This window comes from Nocardioides sp. NPDC087217, from assembly GCF_044744805.1.
GTDB lineage: Bacteria > Actinomycetota > Actinomycetes > Propionibacteriales > Nocardioidaceae > Nocardioides.
Genome location: NZ_JBIUZB010000002.1, coordinates 890,836 through 911,880, shown reverse-complemented (window position 1 = coordinate 911,880; position 21,045 = coordinate 890,836). Strand labels below are relative to the sequence as shown.

Annotated in this window: 17 protein-coding genes; 16 read left to right on the top strand and 1 reads right to left on the bottom strand. The window is 69.5% G+C overall.

The window, feature by feature from the left end; all coding sequences use genetic code 11:
- Positions 1-5: 5 nt before the first annotated feature.
- The 8 genes from ACIO3S_RS11785 (at position 6) to ACIO3S_RS11750 (ending at position 6,070) form a co-directional block, all read left to right on the top strand.
- Positions 6-578, top strand: a complete 573-nt coding sequence (locus tag ACIO3S_RS11785; protein WP_160023220.1) for a hypothetical protein — start codon at positions 6-8, stop codon at positions 576-578.
- Complete coding sequence (locus tag ACIO3S_RS11780) at positions 578-1,441, top strand: hypothetical protein (protein ID WP_400463328.1); 864 nt, start codon at positions 578-580, stop codon at positions 1,439-1,441. The genes ACIO3S_RS11785 and ACIO3S_RS11780 overlap by 1 nt, the downstream gene beginning before the upstream one ends.
- A gap of 83 nt (positions 1,442-1,524) precedes the next feature.
- Positions 1,525-2,010 carry a pyridoxamine 5'-phosphate oxidase family protein gene (locus tag ACIO3S_RS11775; protein WP_160023222.1) on the top strand — a complete coding sequence of 162 codons (486 nt, stop codon included), beginning with the start codon at positions 1,525-1,527 and terminating at the stop codon, positions 2,008-2,010.
- Between the two features lie 36 nt (positions 2,011-2,046).
- The gene (locus ACIO3S_RS11770) at positions 2,047-2,241 is read left to right on the top strand and encodes a ferredoxin (RefSeq protein ID WP_160023224.1); all 195 of its coding nucleotides are present in this window, start codon (positions 2,047-2,049) and stop codon (positions 2,239-2,241) included.
- Between the two features lie 6 nt (positions 2,242-2,247).
- Entirely contained in the window at positions 2,248-3,126 is an 879-nt protein-coding gene (locus tag ACIO3S_RS11765; protein WP_400463324.1) for an SDR family oxidoreductase, read from the top strand.
- Positions 3,126-3,884, top strand: a complete 759-nt coding sequence (locus ACIO3S_RS11760) for a glucose 1-dehydrogenase (RefSeq protein WP_160023228.1) — start codon at positions 3,126-3,128, stop codon at positions 3,882-3,884. Before ACIO3S_RS11765 ends, ACIO3S_RS11760 begins: the two co-directional genes overlap by 1 nt.
- A gap of 117 nt (positions 3,885-4,001) precedes the next feature.
- Positions 4,002-5,186 carry a hypothetical protein gene (locus tag ACIO3S_RS11755; protein WP_400463321.1) on the top strand — a complete coding sequence of 395 codons (1,185 nt, stop codon included), beginning with the start codon at positions 4,002-4,004 and terminating at the stop codon, positions 5,184-5,186.
- The gene (locus tag ACIO3S_RS11750) at positions 5,183-6,070 is read left to right on the top strand and encodes a hypothetical protein (RefSeq protein WP_400463318.1); all 888 of its coding nucleotides are present in this window, start codon (positions 5,183-5,185) and stop codon (positions 6,068-6,070) included. The genes ACIO3S_RS11755 and ACIO3S_RS11750 overlap by 4 nt, the downstream gene beginning before the upstream one ends.
- A gap of 4 nt (positions 6,071-6,074) precedes the next feature.
- Here ACIO3S_RS11750 and ACIO3S_RS11745 read toward each other — a convergent pair whose 3' ends face one another.
- A complete protein-coding gene (locus ACIO3S_RS11745) occupies positions 6,075-6,710 on the bottom strand; it encodes a TetR family transcriptional regulator (protein ID WP_400463316.1) in 636 nt (211 codons plus the stop codon).
- Between the two features lie 170 nt (positions 6,711-6,880).
- On the opposite strand from ACIO3S_RS11745, the gene ACIO3S_RS11740 reads away from it, so the two are divergent.
- From ACIO3S_RS11740 to pulA, 8 genes are all read left to right on the top strand, one after another.
- Positions 6,881-9,007, top strand: coding sequence for an acyl-CoA dehydrogenase family protein (locus ACIO3S_RS11740; RefSeq protein ID WP_400463313.1), 2,127 nt, complete (start codon positions 6,881-6,883; stop codon positions 9,005-9,007).
- A 50-nt stretch (positions 9,008-9,057) separates the two neighbouring features.
- Complete coding sequence (locus tag ACIO3S_RS11735; RefSeq protein WP_400463310.1) at positions 9,058-11,238, top strand: acyl-CoA dehydrogenase; 2,181 nt, start codon at positions 9,058-9,060, stop codon at positions 11,236-11,238.
- A 79-nt stretch (positions 11,239-11,317) separates the two neighbouring features.
- Positions 11,318-11,839 carry a MaoC family dehydratase N-terminal domain-containing protein gene (locus ACIO3S_RS11730; protein WP_400463307.1) on the top strand — a complete coding sequence of 174 codons (522 nt, stop codon included), beginning with the start codon at positions 11,318-11,320 and terminating at the stop codon, positions 11,837-11,839.
- The gene (locus tag ACIO3S_RS11725; RefSeq protein ID WP_400463304.1) at positions 11,836-12,240 is read left to right on the top strand and encodes a Zn-ribbon domain-containing OB-fold protein; all 405 of its coding nucleotides are present in this window, start codon (positions 11,836-11,838) and stop codon (positions 12,238-12,240) included. The genes ACIO3S_RS11730 and ACIO3S_RS11725 overlap by 4 nt, the downstream gene beginning before the upstream one ends.
- Positions 12,240-12,617, top strand: coding sequence for a MaoC family dehydratase (locus ACIO3S_RS11720; protein WP_400463301.1), 378 nt, complete (start codon positions 12,240-12,242; stop codon positions 12,615-12,617). Before ACIO3S_RS11725 ends, ACIO3S_RS11720 begins: the two co-directional genes overlap by 1 nt.
- Before the next feature lie 100 nt (positions 12,618-12,717).
- Complete coding sequence (locus ACIO3S_RS11715) at positions 12,718-13,887, top strand: lipid-transfer protein (protein WP_400463298.1); 1,170 nt, start codon at positions 12,718-12,720, stop codon at positions 13,885-13,887.
- 192 nt (positions 13,888-14,079) lie between these two features.
- Entirely contained in the window at positions 14,080-15,453 is a 1,374-nt protein-coding gene (locus ACIO3S_RS11710; RefSeq protein ID WP_400463295.1) for an alpha-amylase family protein, read from the top strand.
- A 132-nt stretch (positions 15,454-15,585) separates the two neighbouring features.
- The gene (pulA, locus tag ACIO3S_RS11705) at positions 15,586-20,877 is read left to right on the top strand and encodes a pullulanase-type alpha-1,6-glucosidase (RefSeq protein WP_400463292.1); all 5,292 of its coding nucleotides are present in this window, start codon (positions 15,586-15,588) and stop codon (positions 20,875-20,877) included.
- Positions 20,878-21,045: the final 168 nt, after the last annotated feature.

The following is a 21,045-nucleotide window of genomic DNA, read 5'->3' as shown; positions in this document are numbered from 1 at the left end:
GCCAGATGCCATCCGACAACTCGCTCGACGTCAAGCTCTCCCTGGCGAGACTGGGGCGGCTCAACACCGTGCTCGCGGCGGTGGTCGTGATCCTGGTCGTGCTGGCGGCGGCCGTCTTCATCGGCGGTGCCCGGGTGCTGCCCTGGACGACGCCCGCCGAGGCCGCGGCCGCCGACTACGACGAGGTGAAGGCGGTCGCCGAGGACGGCGTGATCGCCTTCCTCGACGTCGACTACCGCGACATGGACCCGCGGATCCAGGCCGTCAAGGAGATCTCCACCGGCACCTTCGGCAAGGAGTACACCGCCATCGCCGAGCAGATCCGGCAGGCCGCGATCCCCGCCCAGACCATCTCCAAGGGCAAGGTCAAGCAGGTCGGCATCCGCGCGATCGGGTCGAAGAAGGCGGTCGTGCTGGTCGCCGTGGACTCGGTCGTCACCAGCAGCCAGACCGCTGAGCTGAAGAAGAGCGACACCTGCCCCTACGACGGTGCGCGGTGCTCGAAGTACCGCTTCAAGGTGTCGCTGGCCAAGACGAAGGACGGATGGCGCATGTCCGACCTGGCAGGAGTCAACTGATGACAGGCGTACGAGCGAACGGATCGGTCTCCACCGGCCAGAAGGAGTGCCCCTTCTGCGCGGAGACGATCAAGGCAGCCGCGATCAAGTGCCGTTACTGCGGCTCCGACCTGCTTCCTCCGGCCGACGACCAGGACCAGGACGTACGTGACGAGGTCGCTGCTCCGGAGGAGAGCGAGGCCGGCGCGGCCGAGTCCGAGGACGTCGAGACCGACCCCGCAGAGCCTCAAGCTGAGGTTGAGGGTGAGGGTGAAACGGAGGCGCGCGCCGGGTTCGCCGAGCGGTGGCTGGGTGACGGTAGCCGGGTGCTGACGGCCGTTCTCGGCGTACTCGTCCTGGTCGCGGGCGGCCTGCTGTGGCTGGCCGTCGACATGGCGTCGAAGGACGACGTGGCGCCGAGCGGGGAGCTGACCGCGGCCGGGTCCCGAGCGGCGATCATGGAGCACTCGGTCGGACTGGCGCAGACGGTGATGTCCTACCAGGCCGCCAGTGCGGAGAAGGACATCGCGGCGGCGAAGAAGCTGATGACGCCGGCGATGCAGAAGGACTATGAGAAGACGCTGCCCGGAGAGGACAAGCGCAAGGAGCAGGCCGAGCTGGGCATCAAGGTCGACGCCGAGGTGGCGCCGCTCTCCGAGGAGGGTGCGCAGGCCGCCGAGGAGGGCAAGGCGTGCGTCGACGAGGACTGTGCCGCCTCCATCATCTCGGCCACCGAGGAGACCGCGCAGGTGCTGCTCTTCGTCAACCAGAGCGCGACCGCGCCGAAGACGAAGAACACCGTGGTCAGCCCGACCTGGGAGGTGCTGACGCTGGTCAAGCACGACGGCGGCTGGCTGATCTCCGAGATGAAGGCCGCCTCCTAGCCCGCGCCGTAGGGTCACTTCAAGGGGGACGCCCGTCCCTGATATGGTAGAACGTGTTCTAGTTTGATGCTCTAGGAGGGCACATGGCCGGGTCCCGCCAGTCCGTACAGCTGACCGACGCCGAGATCGAGGACTTCCTCGGCTCGCAGATGAAGGTGCAGGTCGCGACCGTCGGTCCCGACGGTGCTCCGCACCTGACCACGCTGTTCTACGTGCTCGACGAGGGCAAGATCGTCTTCTGGACCTACGGGTCCTCGCAGAAGGTCCGCAACCTGAGGCGTGACCCGCGGGTCACGTGCCTGGTCGAGGACGGCGTCGACTACTTCGAGCTGCGCGGGGTGAGCATCACCGGCAAGGCGCGGCTCGTCGAGGAGTACGACGAGATCAAGGGGATCGGGTTGCGGGTGATGACCCGGATGGCCGGTGGAGCCGACCTGGGTGAGCTCGGCGAGGACCTGGTCTCGAAGCAGGCGCACAAGCGCGTCGGCATCGTCATAGAGCCGGACAAGGTCGCAAGCTGGGACCACCGCAAGCTGGGCGCGCTGCCCGGCCAGGGCTCTGGTGAATGACGGCTCGACGACGGCGTGAGGACAAAGGAGACGGACATGGCAAAGGTGATCGCGGACTTCGACCTGTGCGAGTCCAACGGGATGTGCGAGGCGTTCGCTCCCGACGTGTTCGAGATCGATGACGACGACTACCTGCAGATCGAGGACCCGACGGTGACCGACGAGAACCGCGGCCGCGTCGAGCAGGCCGTGGCCGGCTGCCCCAAGGCGGCCCTGAGGATCGAGGAGTAGCACCACGTGAGCGTTGACCTGGACGGAAAGACGGCGATCGTCACCGGCGCGGGCGCCGGTCTCGGGCGCGCCGAGGCGGTCGCCCTGGCCCGGGCCGGTGCCCGGGTGGTGCTCAACGACCTGCCGGGCGCTGCCGAGGAGGCGGCCGAGGAGATCCGCGGATTCGGCGGCGAGGCGGTGATCGCGGCCGGCGACGTGAGCGAGCGTGCCACGGCCGACTCGATGATGGCTGCGGCGGTCGACGGCCTCGGCGGGCTCGACATCGTGGTCAACAACGCGGGCATCACCCGCGACAAGATGCTCTTCAACATGTCCGACGAGGAGTTCGACCTCGTCGTGCGCGTGCACCTCCGCGGCCATTTCCTGCTGACCCGCAACGCCTCGGCCCACTGGCGCTCGGTCGCGAAGTCGACGGGTGCGCCGGTGGACGCCGCCGTGGTGAACACCTCCTCGGAGGCGTTCCTGTCCGGGCCACCGGGACAGGCCAACTACGGCGCCGCGAAGGCCGGGATCACCGCGCTGACGATGTCGACGGCGCGCGCGATGGGCCGTTCCGGGGTACGGGCCAACGCGATCTGCCCGCGGGCCGCGACCGCGATGACCGAGGGCGTGCTCTCGGGTGACTCCTACGGGCCCGAGCACGTGGCGCCGCTGGTCGCCTACCTCGCCTCGCCGGCCGCCGCCGCGATCACCGGGCAGGTCTTCGTCGTCTACGGCGGGATGATCGCCGTCCTCGCGCCGCCCACGGTGGCCGAGCGCTTCGACAACGCCGCCTGGGACCTGGACTCGCTCGACAAGCAGGTCGGCGGCTGGTTCGCCGACCGCGACCCCGCGGCCGGGTTCTCGGCCGACTCGATCATGCAGCTCAAGCTGAAGGAGCAGTGATGGCACGTCTCGAGGGCAAGACCGCGATCGTCACCGGTGGTGCGCAAGGGCAGGGAGCCGCCATCGCGCGGGCCTTCGTGTCCGAGGGCGCGAAGGTGGTGATCGCCGACGTGGCCGACGAGCCCGGCAAGCTGCTCGCCGACGAGCTCGGCGACGCCGCGCTGTTCGTGCATCACGACGTGAGCTCGGAGGAGTCCTGGACCGCGCTGGTGGCGCAGACCGCGGAGACGTACGGCCCGGTCAACGTCCTGGCGAACAACGCCGGCATCCTCCGCTTCGGTGAGATCCTGACCCAGCCCGTCGAGGAGTTCGAGCTGCTGTGGCGGGTCAACACCCTCGGCTGCTTCCTCGGGATGCGCTCGGTGATCTCGACGATGAAGGAGAACGGCGGCGGCTCGATCATCAACGCCTCCTCGATCGAGGGCCTGGCCGGGATGGCGTTCGTGGCCGGCTACACCTCCACCAAGTTCGCCATCCGCGGCATGACCAAGGCCGCCGCGCTCGAGCTCGGCCCCAGCGGCATCCGAGTCAACTCCGTACATCCCGGCATGATCGACACCCCCATGACTCGCGGCGTCGGTGCCGACGATGCCGCCATGGAGTTCGGTGCCTCCAAGGTCGCCCTCAAGCGCGTCGGCCACCCCGAGGACATCGCCCCGCTGTACGTCTACCTCGCCTCCGACGAGTCCAGCTTCGTCACCGGTGCCGAGATCGCCATCGACGGCGGTGCCACCGCCACGCACGCCTACGGGGGCTGACGGGCGGGAGGTCGGCTGCCCTGGCATGGGTGAGTCGGCCACACGAGGGGCACGTCTCCGGCATACTGCGACGCGAAGATTTTCAGTCACCGGGGACGAACCGAAAGCCACCAGAACTTGTCTCGACGACGCAGTGCGTTCGCCACGACGGCCGTGGTCGCCGTCTTTGCCTGGTTCTACTCGTTCGCCTTGGCGGTCCCGATCGACACCGGCAGCGTGTCCGCGCTCTGGCAAGCGCGCGGACACGAGTGGTTCGGGGCGTTCCTGGCTCGGATGCTCGACGGCCTGTCGTTCCTCTGGGGATCGGTGATCCGTTACGAGTACGCCGTCGCGCCCGACTCCGCGTGGCCGGTGCTGGTCTTCGTCGTCCTCCTCTCCGTGTTGGTCTACGCGAGCCTCCGAACCGGAGCGGACGGCCCCTACGCGGTCGCGGGCCGGGTGTTGGGTGCGTCCCTGCTGGCAGGCGGACTGACGAACCTGTTCGTCATCCTCGGGGACGTCACGGCTTCCCCGGACGGGGCCGCGATGCTGTCGGGGATGGTGTGGTCGCTCCCGGACGACGGGATCTGGCTCGGCCTCAGCCTCGGACTGGTCGGCGGCGTGGTGGCGGCGCACGTGGTGGCGTTGGCCCAGCTCACGGCCGCTGCGATGGAACAGGGCGAACGTGACGACTCGCCCGCGCCGGTGGAGACGCCGAGGCTGAGCCCTGCGCGGGGACGAGCGCGGGCCGTTCGGGTCGCCACCTGGGGTGCGCTCCCGACGCTGGCTCTCGCGCTCGTCGGCGGCTTCGCCTGGGACTACGGTCCCGACGTCTACTCCGACGCCGCCGTCGGTGCGCGCCAGGCCTGGGTACAGGTGGTCTGGTTCGCCCACGCCAGCCTTGCGGCGCCCGATGACCCCTACTCGCTCGGTGGCACGTTCGACACGTTGATCTGGCTGCCGCGCACGCTGAGCTCAGTCGTCCTGGTGGCACTCATCTGGCTCGCGATCCGTCTGATGATGGCGCGCTGGCAGCGGGGCGTCGAGCCGAGCGTACTCGGCATCGTCATGCGGTGCTGGGGCATGGTCGCGGTGCTCGCCGTGGTCGTTGGTCTGGTCGAAGGAACCGTCTTCCCGGCTCCCGAGCTCGCCCTGCCGGCCTACACCCGGGCGTTCGACAACGTCGCCGACGCGCTTCGCTTCGCTGCTTGCTTCGGCTGGGCGACCGGAGTCGCCGTGGCGCTCGCGCTGCGGCTGTCCGGCGGATCCGTGACCGAGCCGGAGCCGGCTGAGCGTCTACCCGAGGGGAGCATGGACCGATGACCAGGCAGAGGGCTGAGGAGCCCGAGGAGGCTGCGACGGAGGCGTCGGCACCGGCCGGAGACATACGCCGCCGGGGTGTGTTGCCGTGGACGGTGTCGCTGCTGAAGAAGCCGGCCGCGTGGGTCGTCGGCGTGGTCCTGGTCTCGCTGGGGGCGACGTTCGGCTCCGGCCTGCAGAATCTCTTCACCGGGCTCCTCCCCGAAGGGTGGAGCGATCCGGGCAAGGGCATCCACCTGGTGGACGTGCGCAGGCAGGCGATGAGCGGGCCGGTGCTGATCCCGGAGGGCGCGAGCGCCGCGCCGTTCAAGAACCTCGACCAGGCGATCAGCGCGGTCAACGATCTCGACTGGCAGGCGAAGCACGAGTGGTACGCCGTAGGAAACGTGACCTGGGAGGTCACCCTGGTCGGCCGGCACAGTGAGGACGTGGTGATCACCGATCTGCGGCCGAAGCGTTCCGGGCCGTGCACGTCGATCCTGCGCCAGGGCACGGTGGTGGAAGACATTCGCCAAGGTGGAGGGGGAGACAAGATCCTGCTACGGACGGACGTGGGCGCGCCGGTGCCGGCGCTGACCTCCGAGGAGGACGGTTCGCCCTACTTCACCAGCCGGACGGTGACCCTCTCCAAGGGAGAGACGGTGGTCATCCCGATCACCGCGTCGAGCTCGGGGCCGACCTGCCGCTGGGTGCTCGAGGTCGACTACGTCGACCACGGCAAGCGCGAGTCGATGATCATCAAGGCTCCTGGCGGCCGCGAGTTCGGGATCACCGGCACCCCCGAGGGGCACCCTTATGGGCTCACCTGGAGCCTGGAGTGCGGGCGGGCGATGAGGCCCGAGGACTGGGCTGAGCGGAAGAAGGACAAGGACTACTGCCCGAGGTGATCCGTCAGCGCAGCAGCAGGCGTACGGCTACGTCGATCGACTTCTCGACGTCCTTCTCGTCCATGCGGCCGGTGACCCAGGAGATGAGCGCGGAGAGCCATACGTCGGAGATGATCCGGATGATGGCGGCCTCCTCCTCGGTGACCTCGCCGTGGTCGGGGGTGCCGTGCATGGCGCGGGCGATGACGGTGGTCAGGCTCGTGCCGACCTCGTGGATCTCGCCGGTCACCGACTGGTCGGCGAACATGAAGGCGCGGACCAAGGCCTCGGTGAGCTTGGGCTGCTTCTGCAGCGCGCGGGTGCGGCGGTTGAGGACGTACATGATCCGCTCGTGGGCGGTGTCGCCCGGCGTCGCACGGGCGGCGGAGCGGTCGACGTCCTTGGTGAACTCCCGCGCCAGCGCGGAGACCAGCAGGTGGATCTTCGAGGGGAAATAGCGGTAGAGGGTGCCGAGCGCGACCTCGGCCTGCTCGGCGACGGCGCGCATCTGCACGGCGTCGAAGCCGCCCTCGGCTGCCAGGGTGATCGTGGCGTCGAGGATGCGCCGACGGCGCTCTCGCTGGGCTGCGGAACCGCCGGTGGGTGCGGTGGCCGGACTCGGGCCATCGGTGTCGCGTGGCTCCGTGCTGACGGACGTCACTGTGGTCCCCCTAGGACTATGACCGGATCTCGATCTGTGGCTCTCAGGCTAACCGCAACGGCGCCCGAGAGTGAAACACGTTCCTTCGTGAGTCTAGACTTGTAACACGTTCTACATCAGTCTCTATTCCTGAAGGCCGCGGAACCAGGCGGAAATAGTAGGAGGTCCCTGTGCCGATCGGCATCACCGACGAACACCAAGCCCTCAGCGAGAGCCTGCGGGACTGGGCCAAGGGGCTGGGTGGCATCGCGATCGCTCGCGCCGCCGAGGGCACCGCATCCGCGGACTTCGACGAGGTGTGGCGAGGTGTCGAGGAGTACGGCGTCGCCGGCATCGCGGCGCCTGAGCCGAGCGGCGGTGGCGGGACGCTGCTGGATGCGGCCGTCGCGCTCGAGGCCGTCGCTCACGAGCTGCTTCCGGGTCCGCTGCTCGGCACCACGGTCGCCGCCTTCCATGCGGGAGCGGCCGGGCTCGGCGACATGGTCGGGGCCGTCACCGCAGGCGGCTGCGGGATCGCGCTCGACCCGGACCTCGAGCTCGGCGACAGGCTCCGGGGAACGGTTCCTGTCGTCTACGACGGTGGCGGAGCCGCCCGGTTGCTGCTCGGTGCCCGCGGCGCCGAAGGCGAGGAGCGCTGGTTCTTCGTGGCGGCGGAGCAGGCGGACGTACGCCCTCAGGCGGGTCCCGATCTGACCAGGCGGGTCGCCGAGGTGCGGGTCGACATCGATGCCCGCGAGGCGGTCGAGGTCGCGGGCCTGCGCGCCGAGGCGGTGCGGCGTACGGCCCTCACGCTCGCTGCCGCGGAGGCGTCCGGGATCGCGCAGTGGTGCCTGACGACGGCCGTGGAGTACGCGAAGGTGCGCGAGCAGTTCGGGGCGCCGATCGGCTCGTTCCAGGCGATCAAGCACCTGTGCGCCCAGATGCTGGAGACCGCCGAGGCGGTGGCCGCTGCCGCGTGGGACGCGGCCGCGTCGGCCGAGGGTGGCGACGTCGACCAGTGGGCCTTCGCGGCAGAGGTGGCCGGCGTCACCGCGCTGGACGGAGCGGTCCGGGCGGCCCAGGACTGCATCCAGGTCCTCGGCGGCATCGGCTTCACCTTTGAGCACGACGCCCATCTCTACCTGCGCCGCGCGGTCGCCCTGCGGAGCCTTCTCGGCGGTGGCGACGCCCATGCGGTCGCGCTGGCGGAGCACGCCGTGGCCGGCATCCGGCGTTCGGTCCGTGTCGACCTCGACGGCAAGGACGACGCGATCCGTCCCCGAGTGCGGGAAGCCGTTGCCGCGATCGCGGCGCTTCCCGAGGCGGAGCGCCGGGACGCGCTCGTCGACGCGGCCCTTCTCGCGCCGCACTGGCCCGCTCCGTACGGGGTCGGTGCCGGTCCTGTCGAGCAGCTCGTCATCGACGAGGAGCTCGCCGCGGCCGGGGTGTCGCGCCCCGACATCAAGATCGCCGGGTGGGCCGTGCCGACCATCCTGAAGCACGGCACCGACGCCCAGCGCGAGCAGTTCGTCGACGTCTCGCTGCGCGGCCGGATCGTCTGGTGCCAGCTCTTCAGCGAGCCCGGCGCCGGCTCCGACCTGGCCTCTCTGGCGACCCGCGCCGAGCGGGTCGAGGGCGGCTGGCGGCTCACCGGCCAGAAGGTGTGGACCTCGCTCGCGGCCGACGCCGACTGGGCGATCTGCCTGGTGCGTACGAACCCCGACGTCCCCAAGCACAAGGGCATCACCTACTTCCTGGTGGACATGCGCAGCGAGGGGATCGACGTCCGTCCGCTGCGCGAGCTGACCGGTGACGCTCTCTTCAACGAGGTCTTCCTCGACGCTGTCTTCGTGCCCGACGAGCTCGTCGTCGGTGAGGTCGACGGCGGCTGGCGCCTGGCACGTACGACGCTGGCCAACGAGCGGGTCGCGATGGCCTCGACCAACCTCGGCGGCAGTGTCGAGCGCGCGGTGGTGCTCGCCGGCGGTCGCGGTGAGGCCGATCTCGCCAGGGTCGGCCATGCGGTCGCACTCTCCACGGTCTGCGCGCTGCTCGGCGTCCGCTCCACGCTCAAGGCGCTCGCCGGGCGAGGACCGGGCGCGGAGTCCTCGGTGGCCAAGCTCCTGACCGTACGCAACCGCCAGGACGCCTCCGAGCTCGTCGTCGACCTCCTCGGCCCGCTGGCGCTCACCGATGACCCGCAGGTCCGCGAGGATCTGCACCAGTCCCAGCTCACCCGCTGCCTCTCCATCGCGGGCGGCACCACCCAGGTGCTCCGCAACGTGGCTGCCGAGCAGATCCTCGGTCTGCCGCGATAGGACAGCGAGCCCTCTCGCGATCAGAACTAGAACACGTTACAGTTTGGCTCATGGGAGACGAGACACTCGATGCCGTACGCAGCGTGGTGGCCGAGGTCCTCGCCCGAGAGTCCGACCGTAGCGACTGGTCGGCCTGGGCGAGCGCCGGCCTGACCGCACTGCCCGTGCCGGAGGCCAAGGGCGGTGAGGGGTTCGGTCTGACCGAGATCGCGGTCCTGTTGCGGGAGGTCGGGCGCCATGCGGTGCGGGTGCCGGTCTGGGAGACCCTCGCCGTCGGCGCGCTGACGGTCGCCGGCCACGGGACGCCCGAGCAGCAGGACGCGATCCTGCCCGGGGTGGCGAGCGGCGAGACGCTGCTGACCCCGGCATGGCTGGAGCCGGGACGACCCGAGACCCCGGCGGCGACCTTCCGCGACGGCACCGTGAGCGGCCGCAAGACCGGGGTGACGTACGCCGCCGAGAGCTCGCGCCTCCTGGTCACCGCGACTGCCGCCGACACCGGAGAACCGGTCGTGGTGCTCGTCGACCCGAGCGGTCCGGGCGTCACGCTGGCTGCAGCGAGCGCGTCGGGCGAGGTGCCCCAGCACACCGTCGTGCTCGAGGACGCCCCGGCAGAGCCGCTGGGCCCTGGGGCCTTCGAGGCTCTGACCGGTCTCGCGGCCGCCGGGTTGGCGGTGAGCGCCGCGGGCGTGCTCTCCGGTGCCCGGGACCTGACCGCCGGCTACGTGAAGAACCGGCAGCAGTTCGGCCGTACGCTCGCCGAGTTCCAGGCGGTCGCGCTGCAGCTGGCCGACGTCTACGTCACCTCGCGCACGCTCGACCTCGCCGCCGACAACGCGATCGCCGCCATCGCGGACGGGCGAGCTGCCGCGGTCGACCTGAAGGTCGCCGCCTACTGGGCCAGCCAGGTCGCGCCGTACGCCTTCCGCACCTGCCACCATCTCCACGGCGGCATGGGTGTCGATGTGACCTACCCGCTGCTGGCGTTCACGACCTGGGGCACCGACATCGCCCACCAGCTGAACACCTCGGCAGCCGACGTCCCGGTCGAGACCGCCGAGGCCAAGAACCTCGAGCTCACCGAGGCGCAGCGTTCGCTGAAGGCCGAGGTCAGGGCCTACTTCGCCGGGCTCTCGCACGACGGTGAACCCGGCGATCCCGGTCCCGAGGGATCGTGGGACCGCCACGGCCCGTCGTACCAGAAGCTCATCAAGCAGCTCGGCGACGACGGTTGGATGGGCGTCGGCTGGCCCAAGGAGTACGGCGGCCACGGCCTCGGCGAGGTCGAGCAGACGATCTTCGCCAACGAGGCCCAGTACGCCGACGTCCACCTGCCTGCGGTCACCCTCCAGACGGTCGGCCCGACGCTGATCCGCTACGGCACTGACAAGCAGAAGGAGATGTTCCTCAACCGGATCCTCGCCGGTGAGGTGCACTTCGCGATCGGCTACTCCGAGCCCGAGGCCGGCACCGATCTGGCCTCGCTGCGCACCACGGCCCGGCTCGACGGCGACCACTACGTCGTCAACGGCCAGAAGCTGTGGACCACCGGCGGCCATGCCGCCGACTACATCTGGCTGGCCGTGCGCACCGACCCGGACGCCCCCAAGCACAAGGGCATCTCGATCCTCATCGTCGACACCACCGACCCTGGCTTCTCGTGGACCCCGATCATCACCGCCGACGGCTCCCACCACGTCAACGCGACGTACTTCAACGACGTCCGCGTCCCCGCCGACATGCTGGTGGGGGAGGAGAACAAGGGCTGGAAGCTGATCACGACCCAGCTCAACCACGAGCGCGTCATGCTCGGCCCGGCCGGCCGGATCGAGGGTCTGCGCGACCGCGTCTTGCGCTGGGCACAGTCCCAGGGCATCACCGACAGCCCGGACGTACGCGCGCTGATCGGGGAGACCACCGCCGTCTTCCGGGTCAACGAGCTGCTCAACTGGGAGGTCGCCAAGGCTGCGGAGGCCGGCGACATCGAGGTCGCCGACGCGTCCTCGTCGAAGGTCTTCGCCGCCGACCAGGTCCAGCATCTGCTCGCAGACCTGATCGCACTCGTCCATCGCCATGGCGACCCCGGGGATCCCGCCACGAAGAGCCTGCTCGACTACCTCGACGCCCAGGCGAAGCGGAACCTCGTGCTCACCTTCGGCGGCGGCGTTCAGGAGGTCCAGCGCGAGCTGATCGCCATGTTCGGGCTCGGGATGCCGAGGGTGCCGCGATGAGCGAGCGTCAGCGAGCGACCGTCGGATCTGTCATCGGGCCGCGTCCGTACTATGGCGCTCGCGCTACGGAGGTGGCCCGATGACCGGGCCCGAGAAGCAGACGCTGGTGGACGAGGCCGTCCACGAGAAGATCATGGCCGCCGCCGAGGAGATCACGGCATGGGGCGAGGCCGCCGAGCGCAACGCCCGTGACCTGGTCAACCAGCCCACGATCAACAACTGGCTCGAGGCGATGGGCCTGGAGTCCGAGCGGTTCCACCAGGGCGAGGCGCCGCCGTCGATGGCGCAGGTATGGACCATGTACGGCCAAGGCGGTCGTCATCCCGACCGTGATCCGCTGCACGCGATGATGAACGTGCTCACCGACGCCGGCTTCCACGGCGTCCTCGGCACCAACTCCGAGCAGAGCTACGACCGCTACCTGCGCGTCGGCGAGCAGGTTCGCGTCACCACCGCGCTCGACTCCGTCGTCGGTCCGAAGCAGACCGGCATGGGCGTCGGCTACTTCGTGACCTCGAAGAGCACCTGGTACGTCGGCGAGGAGCGAGTGGCGACGATGCTGTTCCGTGTCCTCAAGTTCATCCCCAAGGTGACGGCATGAGCGGCCCGGTGCGGCCGGTGATCGGCCGGGACAACGCGTACTTCTTCGAGGGCACTGCCAAACAGGAGCTCCGCATCCAGAGCTGCAACGCCTGCGGCACCCTGCGCCACCCGCCCGGCCCAGCATGCCTGGCGTGCGACGCCTACGACCGTGGCTACGTCGTCGCGAGCGGCGAGGGGACGGTCTACTCGTTCACCGTCATCCATGCGCCGAAGCTGCCCGGCAAGGAGCTGCCGCTGGTGGTCGCCCTGCTGGACCTGCCTGAGGGCGTACGCATCGTGGCGGAGGTGACCGGCGTGCCACCTGAGGGCGAGGACGCTCTGCGGATCGGCGAGCGGCTCGTCGTCGACTGGAATGTCATCGATGAGGAGCTGACGCTCCCGATCTGGAGGAGGCCATGATGAAGGTCGGCGACGAGATCCCGGTCTGGGAGCTCCCGATCACCCCGACGCTGGTCGTCTCGACCGCGCTCGCGACCAGGGACTTCCAAGACGTGCACCACGACCGCGACCGTGCCCAGGCGGCCGGCTCGAAGGACATCTTCATGAACATCCTGACCTCGACGGCGCTGTGCGAGCGCTACGTCACCGACTGGGCGGGCACCGACGTGCAGATCAAGGGCATCGCGATCCGGCTGGGCGCCCCGGCCTACCCCTACGACACGCTGTCGTTCTCCGGTGAGGTCACCGAGGTGGCGGACGGCGTCGCCACCATCAAGGTCACCGGATGGGTTTCCCTCGGTGCCCATGTGACCGGGACCGTGAGGGTCGCCGCATGAAGGCCGGCGGCGGGGTAGTCCGGGAGCGAACTGCCCAAATACTCGTCGGTAATAGGCAGTTCGCTACCGGACTACCCCGATCGCGACCTCTGGAGAGCGCATGACCACCCTCAGCAACAGCGCCGCGATCGTCGGTATCGGGGCGACGGAGTTCTCCAAGGAGTCCGGCCGTTCCGAGCTTCAGTTGAGCGTCGAGGCGACCAGAGCCGCGCTCGCGGACGCCGGCCTCACGCCCGCGGACGTCGACGGGCTGACCACCTTCACGATGGACACGAGCTCGGAGATCGCCCTCGCGCGCGAGCTCGGACTCGGGGACCTCAGGTTCTTCTCGCGGATCAACTACGGCGGCGGCGCGGCCTGCGCGACGATCCAGCAGGCCGCGATGGCGGTCGCGACCGGCGTCGCCGACGTCGTGGTCGCCTACCGCGGCTTCAACGAGCGCTCGGGCCAGCGGTTCGGCCAGGTGCAGCCCTGGGCCGCCCAGCAGGTCAACACCAACGGCATCGACAACGCCTGGACCTACCCGCTCGGTCTCTCGACCCCTGCGGCGACGGTCGCCATGCAGGCGCGGCGCTACATGCACGACTATGGCGTGACCAGCGAAGACTTCGGCGCCGTGGCGGTCGCCGACCGGCGCCACGCCGCGACCAACCCTGCCGCGTTCTTCTACCGGAAGCCGATCACGCTCGAGGACCACCAGGCCTCCCGGATGATCGCCGACCCGCTCCACCTGCTCGACTGCTGCCAGGAGTCCGACGGCGCCGTCGCGATCGTCGTCACCAGCCCCGAGCGGGCCCGCGACCTGCCGAATCCGCCGGTCAGCATCGCCGCGGCCGCCCAGGGCAGCGCCGCCGACCAGTACGTGATGACCTCCTACTACCGCGACGAGATCGGCATCCCCGAGATGGGCGTGGTCGCCAAGGACCTCTGGCGCCAGTCCGGCCTCACCCCGGCCGACATCGACACGGCCGTCCTCTACGACCACTTCACCCCCTACGTACTCATGCAGCTCGAGGAGCTCGGCTTCTGCGGCAGGGGAGAGGCGAAGGACTTCGTACGCGACGGGGCCATCGAGCTCGGGGGACGACTGCCCGTCAACACCCACGGCGGCCAGCTCGGCGAGGCGTACCTGCACGGCATGAACGGCATCGCCGAGGGCGTACGCCAGGTGCGCGGCACCTCGGTGAACCAGGTCGCCGGCGCCGCCCATGTGCTCGTCACCGCGGGCACCGGCGTACCGACGAGCGGACTGGTGCTGACGTCCCCCTGAACGCGCTGAAATTTTGCGCAAACTCTTGCACCCCCGGGCCACGCCTGGGGGTGCTGCTTTGAGACGCCCATGCCCTAGGGGTTGACGTGTGACAGACATCACTTATACGGTCGCACTGCAAGATCTTGCAGCAAGATTCATATCCCCTACGCAGGAGGAACCATGGTCAAACCCTCCACTTCCAGCAGGGCCATGGCTGCCGCACTTGCCCTCTCGGCGGGAGCTGCTGTCGCGCTCACGATCCCGGTCTCGGCCCCGGCACAGGCCGCGCCACCGGGAGACAAGGACGTCACCGCGGTGATGTTCGAATGGAACTTCGCCTCGGTGGCCCGCGAATGCACCACCACGCTGGGCCCGGCCGGCTACGGCTACGTCCAGGTGTCCCCGCCGCAGGAGCACATCCAAGGCTCGCAATGGTGGACGTCCTACCAGCCCGTCAGCTACAAGATCGCGAGCCGTCTGGGTGACCGCACCGCCTTCAAGAACATGATCGACACCTGTCACGCCGCCGGCGTGAAGGTCGTCGCCGACGCCGTCATCAACCACATGTCCGCGGGCTCCGGCACCGGCACCGGCGGCTCGTCCTACAGCAAGTACGACTACCCCGGCCTCTACTCCTCCTTCGACCTGGACAACTGCACCGCACAGATCAGCAACTACCAGGACCGCACCAACGTCCAGGAGTGCGAGCTGGTCGGCCTCGCCGATCTCGACACCGGCGAGGAGTACGTCCGCGGCAAGATCGCCGGCTACCTGAACGATCTGCTCTCGCTCGGCGTCGACGGCTTAAGGATCGACGCCGCCAAGCACATGGCCGCCTCCGACCTGGCCAACATCAAGTCCCGGCTGAGCAACCCCAACGTCTACTGGAAGCAGGAGGCGATCTACGGCGCGGGGGAGGCGGTCTCGCCCAGCGAGTACCTGGGCAACGGCGACGTCCAGGAGTTCCGCTACGCCCGCGATCTGAAGCGGGTCTTCAACAACGAGAACCTCGCCTACCTGAAGAACTACGGCGAGGGCTGGGGCTACATGTCCTCGGGCAGCTCGGCCGTCTTCGTCGACAACCACGACACCGAGCGCGGTGGCGACACGCTCAACTACAAGGACGGCGCCAACTACACCCTCGCCAACGTCTTCATGCTGGCCTGGCCATACGGCTCGCCCGACATCCACTCCGGCTACGAGTGGAGCGACAAGGACGCCGGCCCGCCCAACGCCGGCGCTGTCAACGCCTGCTGGCAGGACGGCTGGAAGTGCCAGCACGCCTGGCCAGAGATCAAGAAGATGGTCGCCTTCCGCAACACCGCTCGCGGCCAGGCCGTCACCAACTGGTGGGACAACGGCGCCGACGCCATCGCCTTCGGGCGTGGCAGCCAGGCGTACGTCGCGATCAACCACGAGTCCTCGTCGCTGACCCGCATCTTCCAGACGTCGCTGGCAGCGGGCACCTACTGCGACGTACAGACCAACAGGAGCGTCACGGTGAACGGCTCCGGCCAGTTCACCGCCACCCTCGGGGCCAACACCGCCCTCGCGCTGCACGTCGGCGCGACGACCTGCAGCTGATCTCCGCCCTGCCGACCGTCCGGCGCCGACCCCCATGGGCGCCGGACGGCCGGTCTCCACCGCATGCCCCCGCACAATCCAGAGAGGCCCTCACAGGTGAATCGAAGAAGTGGCGCACACGGCGCGCCCCGCTTGGCAGCGACCGTGGTCGCGACCGCACTGCTCGCCACGGTGCTGCAGACGGCCACGTCGACGCCGGCGACCGCCGCCGCACCGAAGCCGCCGTCGGACGCCAAGCTGGCCGCCGAGCCGGCCCGTCACGACGCGACGAAGGAGCAGTTCTACTTCGTGCTGCCCGACCGGTTCGCCAACGGCGACACCTCCAACGACAAGGGCGGCCTGACCGGCAGCCGCACCTCGACAGGCTTCGACCCGGCCGACAAGGGCTTCTACCAGGGTGGCGACCTCCAGGGTCTCACCGATCGGCTCGACTACATCAAGGGCCTCGGCACCACTGCGATCTGGATGGCGCCGATCTTCAAGAACAAGCCCGTCCAGGGCGAGGGCGCTAACGCCTCGGCCGGCTACCACGGCTACTGGATCACCGACTTCACCCAGGTCGACCCCCACTTCGGCACCAACGAGGACCTCGAGAAGCTCATCGACGCGGCCCACGCCAAGGGCATGAAGGTCTTCTTCGACGTCATCACCAACCACACCGCCGACACCGTCGACTACGCCGAGAAGAAGTACGGCTACCGCCCCAAGGGCGCCTTCCCGTACCTGGATGTCGAGGGCCGTCCCTTCGACGACGCCGAGCCGGGCTCGGACGCCGCGAAGGTCGACGAGGACTCGTTCCCGTACACCCCGGCCAACACCGGCGAGATGGTGCCGTCCTGGCTCAACGACCCGACGCTCTACCACAATCGCGGCGACTCCACCTGGGAGGGCGAGTCGACCACCTACGGTGACTTCAGCGGTCTGGACGACCTGTGGACCGAGCGTCCCGAGGTCGTCGAGGGGATGACGAGGATCTACCAGCGGTGGGTGCGCGACTTCGACATCGACGGCTTCCGCATCGACACCGTCAAGCACGTCGACCTGGACTTCTGGACCGAGTGGGCGACCGCCCTGGACGCGTACGCCGCCAAGCAGGGTCGCGAGGACTTCTTCATGTTCGGCGAGGTCTACTCCGCCGACAGCGACGTCACCTCGCCGTACGTCACCCGCGGCCGCCTCGACGCCACCCTGGACTTCCCGTTCCAGGACGCGGCCCGTGCCTACGCCTCGTTGGGCGCTCCGGCCGACCGGCTCGCCGGAGTCTTCGCGGACGACTACAAGTACGCCACGGACAAGGCGAACGCCTACGGGCAGGTCACCTTCCTCGGCAATCACGACATGGGCCGGATCGGCACCTTCCTCGCCGCCGACCACCCCGACGCGACCGATGCCGAGCTGGTCCAGCGCGCCCGGCTCGCCAACGAGCTGATGTTCCTCTCCCGCGGCAACCCTGTCGTCTACTACGGCGACGAGCAGGGCTTCACCGGCGCCGGCGGCGACAAGGACGCCCGCCAGACGCTGTTCGGCTCCGAGGTCGCCGACTACCTCGACGACGACCAGATCGGCACCGACCGCACGCATGCCGACGACGCGTACGACACCACCCACCCGCTCTACGGCGCAATCGCCGCCCTGGCGAAGCTGCGCAAGGACCATCCGGCGCTGACCGACGGCACCCAGCACGAGCTCTACGCCCAGGACTCCGTCTACGCGTTCTCGCGCACCGGAGAGGACCGCGAGTACGTGGTCGCGGTCAACAACGCCGCCGAGGCGAAGACCGTCACCCTGCCCGTGGAGTCGGCCGCCTTCACGACGATCTACGGCGGCGACGCCACCGAGACCGCGGCCGACGGCGCGATCGAGGTGACCGTCCCGGCGCTCTCCTCGGTCGTACTGCGCGCCGACGCGGAGCTCCCGAAGGCCACCGTGAAGCCCACCCTGTCGCTGACCGCGCCGGACACCGGCGCCACCGGCACGGTCACCCTCTCCGCGGACCCGGGGGAGACCGACGGAGCCCGCGTCGTCTTCGCCGCCCAGGTCGGCAACGGCAAGTGGCGCACGCTCGGCTCGGTCGACCACGCCCCGTACAAGATCACCCAGTACGTCCCCGAGACCGTCGCCGCCGGCACCGCGCTGCGTTACAAGGCGGTGGTGGTCGACCGCGACGGGCGCACCGCGAGCGACCTGGCCGAGACCACGGCCGGACAGGCGCCCGAGGCCGAGAACCCGAGCGCCGTCGACCGTGACTACGCGGTCGTGCACTACCGGCGGGCCGACGGCGACTACGCCGGCTGGACCCTACGGGCCGGGGACCAGAGCGGCGAGTTCGTCGGCCGCGACGCCTACGGCGCCTTCGCCTGGGTCAAGCTCCCCGACGGCGCGTCCTCGGTGACGTACACGGTCGAGAAGGACGGCACCGCCGATGGCGGCGAGCGGACGATCGATCTCGCCGAGACCGGCGAGGTCTGGGTCGAGGCCGGCGGTGACGGCCAGCAGACCACCAGGCCCGACGGCGTCTACCCGGCGCCCGACACGTCCAAGGCGATCATCCACCTGCACCGCGCCGACGGCGACTACGACGGCTGGGGCCTGCACACCTGGACCGGCGCCGCGCAGCCGACCGAATGGTCCAAGCCGCTGCAGCCCAGCGGCGAGGACGCCTACGGCGTCACCTTCGAGGTGCCGCTGGTCGACGGCGCCACCTCGCTCAACTACATCGTCCACAAGGGCGACGAGAAGGACATCCCCAACGACCGCTCGCTCGACCTGACCACCTACGGCCACGAGGTGTGGCTCAACTCCGGCGACACCGGCTACCTGCTGCCGTCGGTCGGCTCGGCACCCGAGCTCGACCTGGCCAAGGCGCACGCACAATGGATCGACGAGACCACCGTGGTGCTGCCCAAGGAGATGGCGAGCGGCTCGGTGCTGTCCACGCAGCTGGTCTACGACCGTGACGGCGGCATCACCGTCGAGGACGGTGCGCTGAGCAGCGAGGGCCGCTGGCTGCGGCTGCAGAACGCGTCGCTGACCGAGGAGCAGAAGGCGGAGTTCCCGCACCTGCGGGACTACGCCGCCTTCACCGTGGACCCCCGCGATCGTGACCGGATCCGGGAAGCGCTCGAGGGCCAGCTTCTGCTGGCCCAGCGCATCGGCAACGGCGCCCTGGTCACGGGCACCGGCGTGCAGACGCAGGGGATCCTCGACGACCTCTACGCCGCGAAGGCCGAGAGGGCGTCGCTCGGACCGGTGTTCAAGGACGGCAGGGTCACCCTGTCGGTGTGGGCGCCGACCGCTCACGACGTGAAGCTCGAGCTCGGTACGAAGAAGGTCTCGATGCGCCGTGACGACGCCAGCGGCGTCTGGTCGGCGACCGGCTCCGCCACGGCCTGGCGCGGCAAGGAGTACCGCTACGCCGTGACCGTGTGGGCGCCGAGCGTGCAGAAGCTCGTCACGAACAAGGTCACCGACCCCTACTCGGTCGCGCTCACCGCCGACTCCGAGCGCAGCCTCGTCGTCGACCTCGGCGACAGGTCGCTCGCGCCGAAGGGCTGGACGACCCTGAAGAAGCCGCAGGCCTTGGCGATGAAGGACGCCCAGATCCAGGAGCTCCACATCCGCGACTTCTCCGTCGAGGACGAGACCAGCGACCACCCGGGTGGCTACCTCGCCTTCGCCGACGAGGACAGCGATGGAGTGAGGCACCTGCGCAAGCTGGCCGAGGCCGGTACGTCGTACGTCCACCTGCTGCCGGCCTTCGACATCGCCACGATCCCGGAGAGGAGGAGCGACCAGACCACGCCCGACTGCGACCTGGCGTCCTATGCGCCGGACAGTGACGAGCAGCAGGAGTGTGTCGCCGCGGCAGCGGCGAAGGATGCGTACAACTGGGGCTACGACCCCTACCACTACACGGTCCCGGAGGGCTCCTACGCCACCGACCCGGACGGCACCGACCGGACGGTCGAGTTCCGGCAGATGGTGAAGTCGCTCAACGAGGACGGTTTGCGCGTCGTCATGGACGTGGTCTACAACCACACCACCAGCAGCGGCCAGGCGAAGACCTCCGTGCTCGACAAGATCGTGCCCGGCTACTACCAGCGGCTCCTCGCGGACGGCTCCGTCGCCAACTCCACCTGCTGCTCCAACACCGCCCCCGAGAACGCGATGATGGGCAAGCTCGTCGTCGACTCGATCCTCACCTGGGCCAAGGAGTACAAGGTCGACGGCTTCCGCTTCGACCTGATGGGGCACCACCCCAAGGCGAACATCCTGGCCGTCCGCAAGGCCCTCGACACCCTCACGCTCGAGAAGGACGGTGTCGACGGGAAGAAGATCATCCTCTACGGCGAGGGCTGGAACTTCGGCGAGATCGCCGACGACGCCCGCTTCGTGCAGGCCACCCAGAAGAACATGGCCGGCACCGGCATCGCCACGTTCAGCGACCGCGCCAGAGATGCCGTACGCGGCGGTGGCCCGTTCGACGCCGACCCGGGCGTCCAGGGCTTCGCGAGCGGCCTCTACACCGACCCCAACTCCTCGGCCGCCAACGGCACCGAGGCGGAGCAGCGGGCGCGGCTGCTGCACTACCAGGACCTGATCAAGGTCGGGCTGTCCGGCAACCTCGCCGACTACTCGTTCACCGACACCGCGGGTAACCAGGTGAAGGGCTCGCAGGTCGACTACAACGGCTCGCCGGCCGGCTACGCGGAGGCGCCCGGAGACGCGCTCGCCTACGCCGACGCCCACGACAACGAGTCGCTCTACGACGCGCTCACCTTCAAGCTGCCCGCCTCGACCAGCACCGCGGACCGCTCCCGGATGCAGGTGCTCGCGATGGCCACGGCCGCGCTCTCGCAGGGTCCGGCGCTGTCCCAGGCCGGCACCGACCTGCTCCGCTCGAAGTCGCTGGACCGCAACTCCTACGACTCCGGCGACTGGTTCAACGCCATCCACTGGGACTGCGACGCCGGCAACGGCTTCGGTCGCGGTCTGCCGCCGGCGGGCGACAACGAGGACAAGTGGCCCTTCGCCAAGCCGCTGCTGGCCTCGACCTCGGCGCCGGGCTGCTCGGAGATCGATGGTGCCTCGGCCGCCTACCAGGACCTGCTGAGGATCCGTACGGACGAGCCGGCCTTCCACCTGTCCACCACCGGTCAGGTCCAGGAGAAGCTCGCGTTCCCGCTCTCGGGGAAGGACGAGACGCCGGGTGTGATCACCATGCGCCTCGGTGACCTCGTGGTCGTCTTCAACGCGACCACGACGACGCGGCAGCAGACGGTGAAGGACGCCGAGGGCGCCGGCTACCGCCTGCACCCGATCCAGGCCGAGGGCTCGGACGAGGTCGTGAAGACGGCCACGTTCGAGGCGGGCTCGGGCAGCTTCACGGTGCCTGCCCGGACGGTGGCGGTCTTCACCCGCTGAGCGGGACGATCGACCGTGAGACGTACGCGGCCCCGGCTCATCGAGCCGGGGCCTGCGGCTTCCTGGTCGGGAAGCTCGGCGTCAGGATCAGGAAGGGCTGTTGCCGGCGATTGCGCCGACCACCACGAGCGTGATGACAACCAGGGCGGCGATGACCATGAGGCCGGC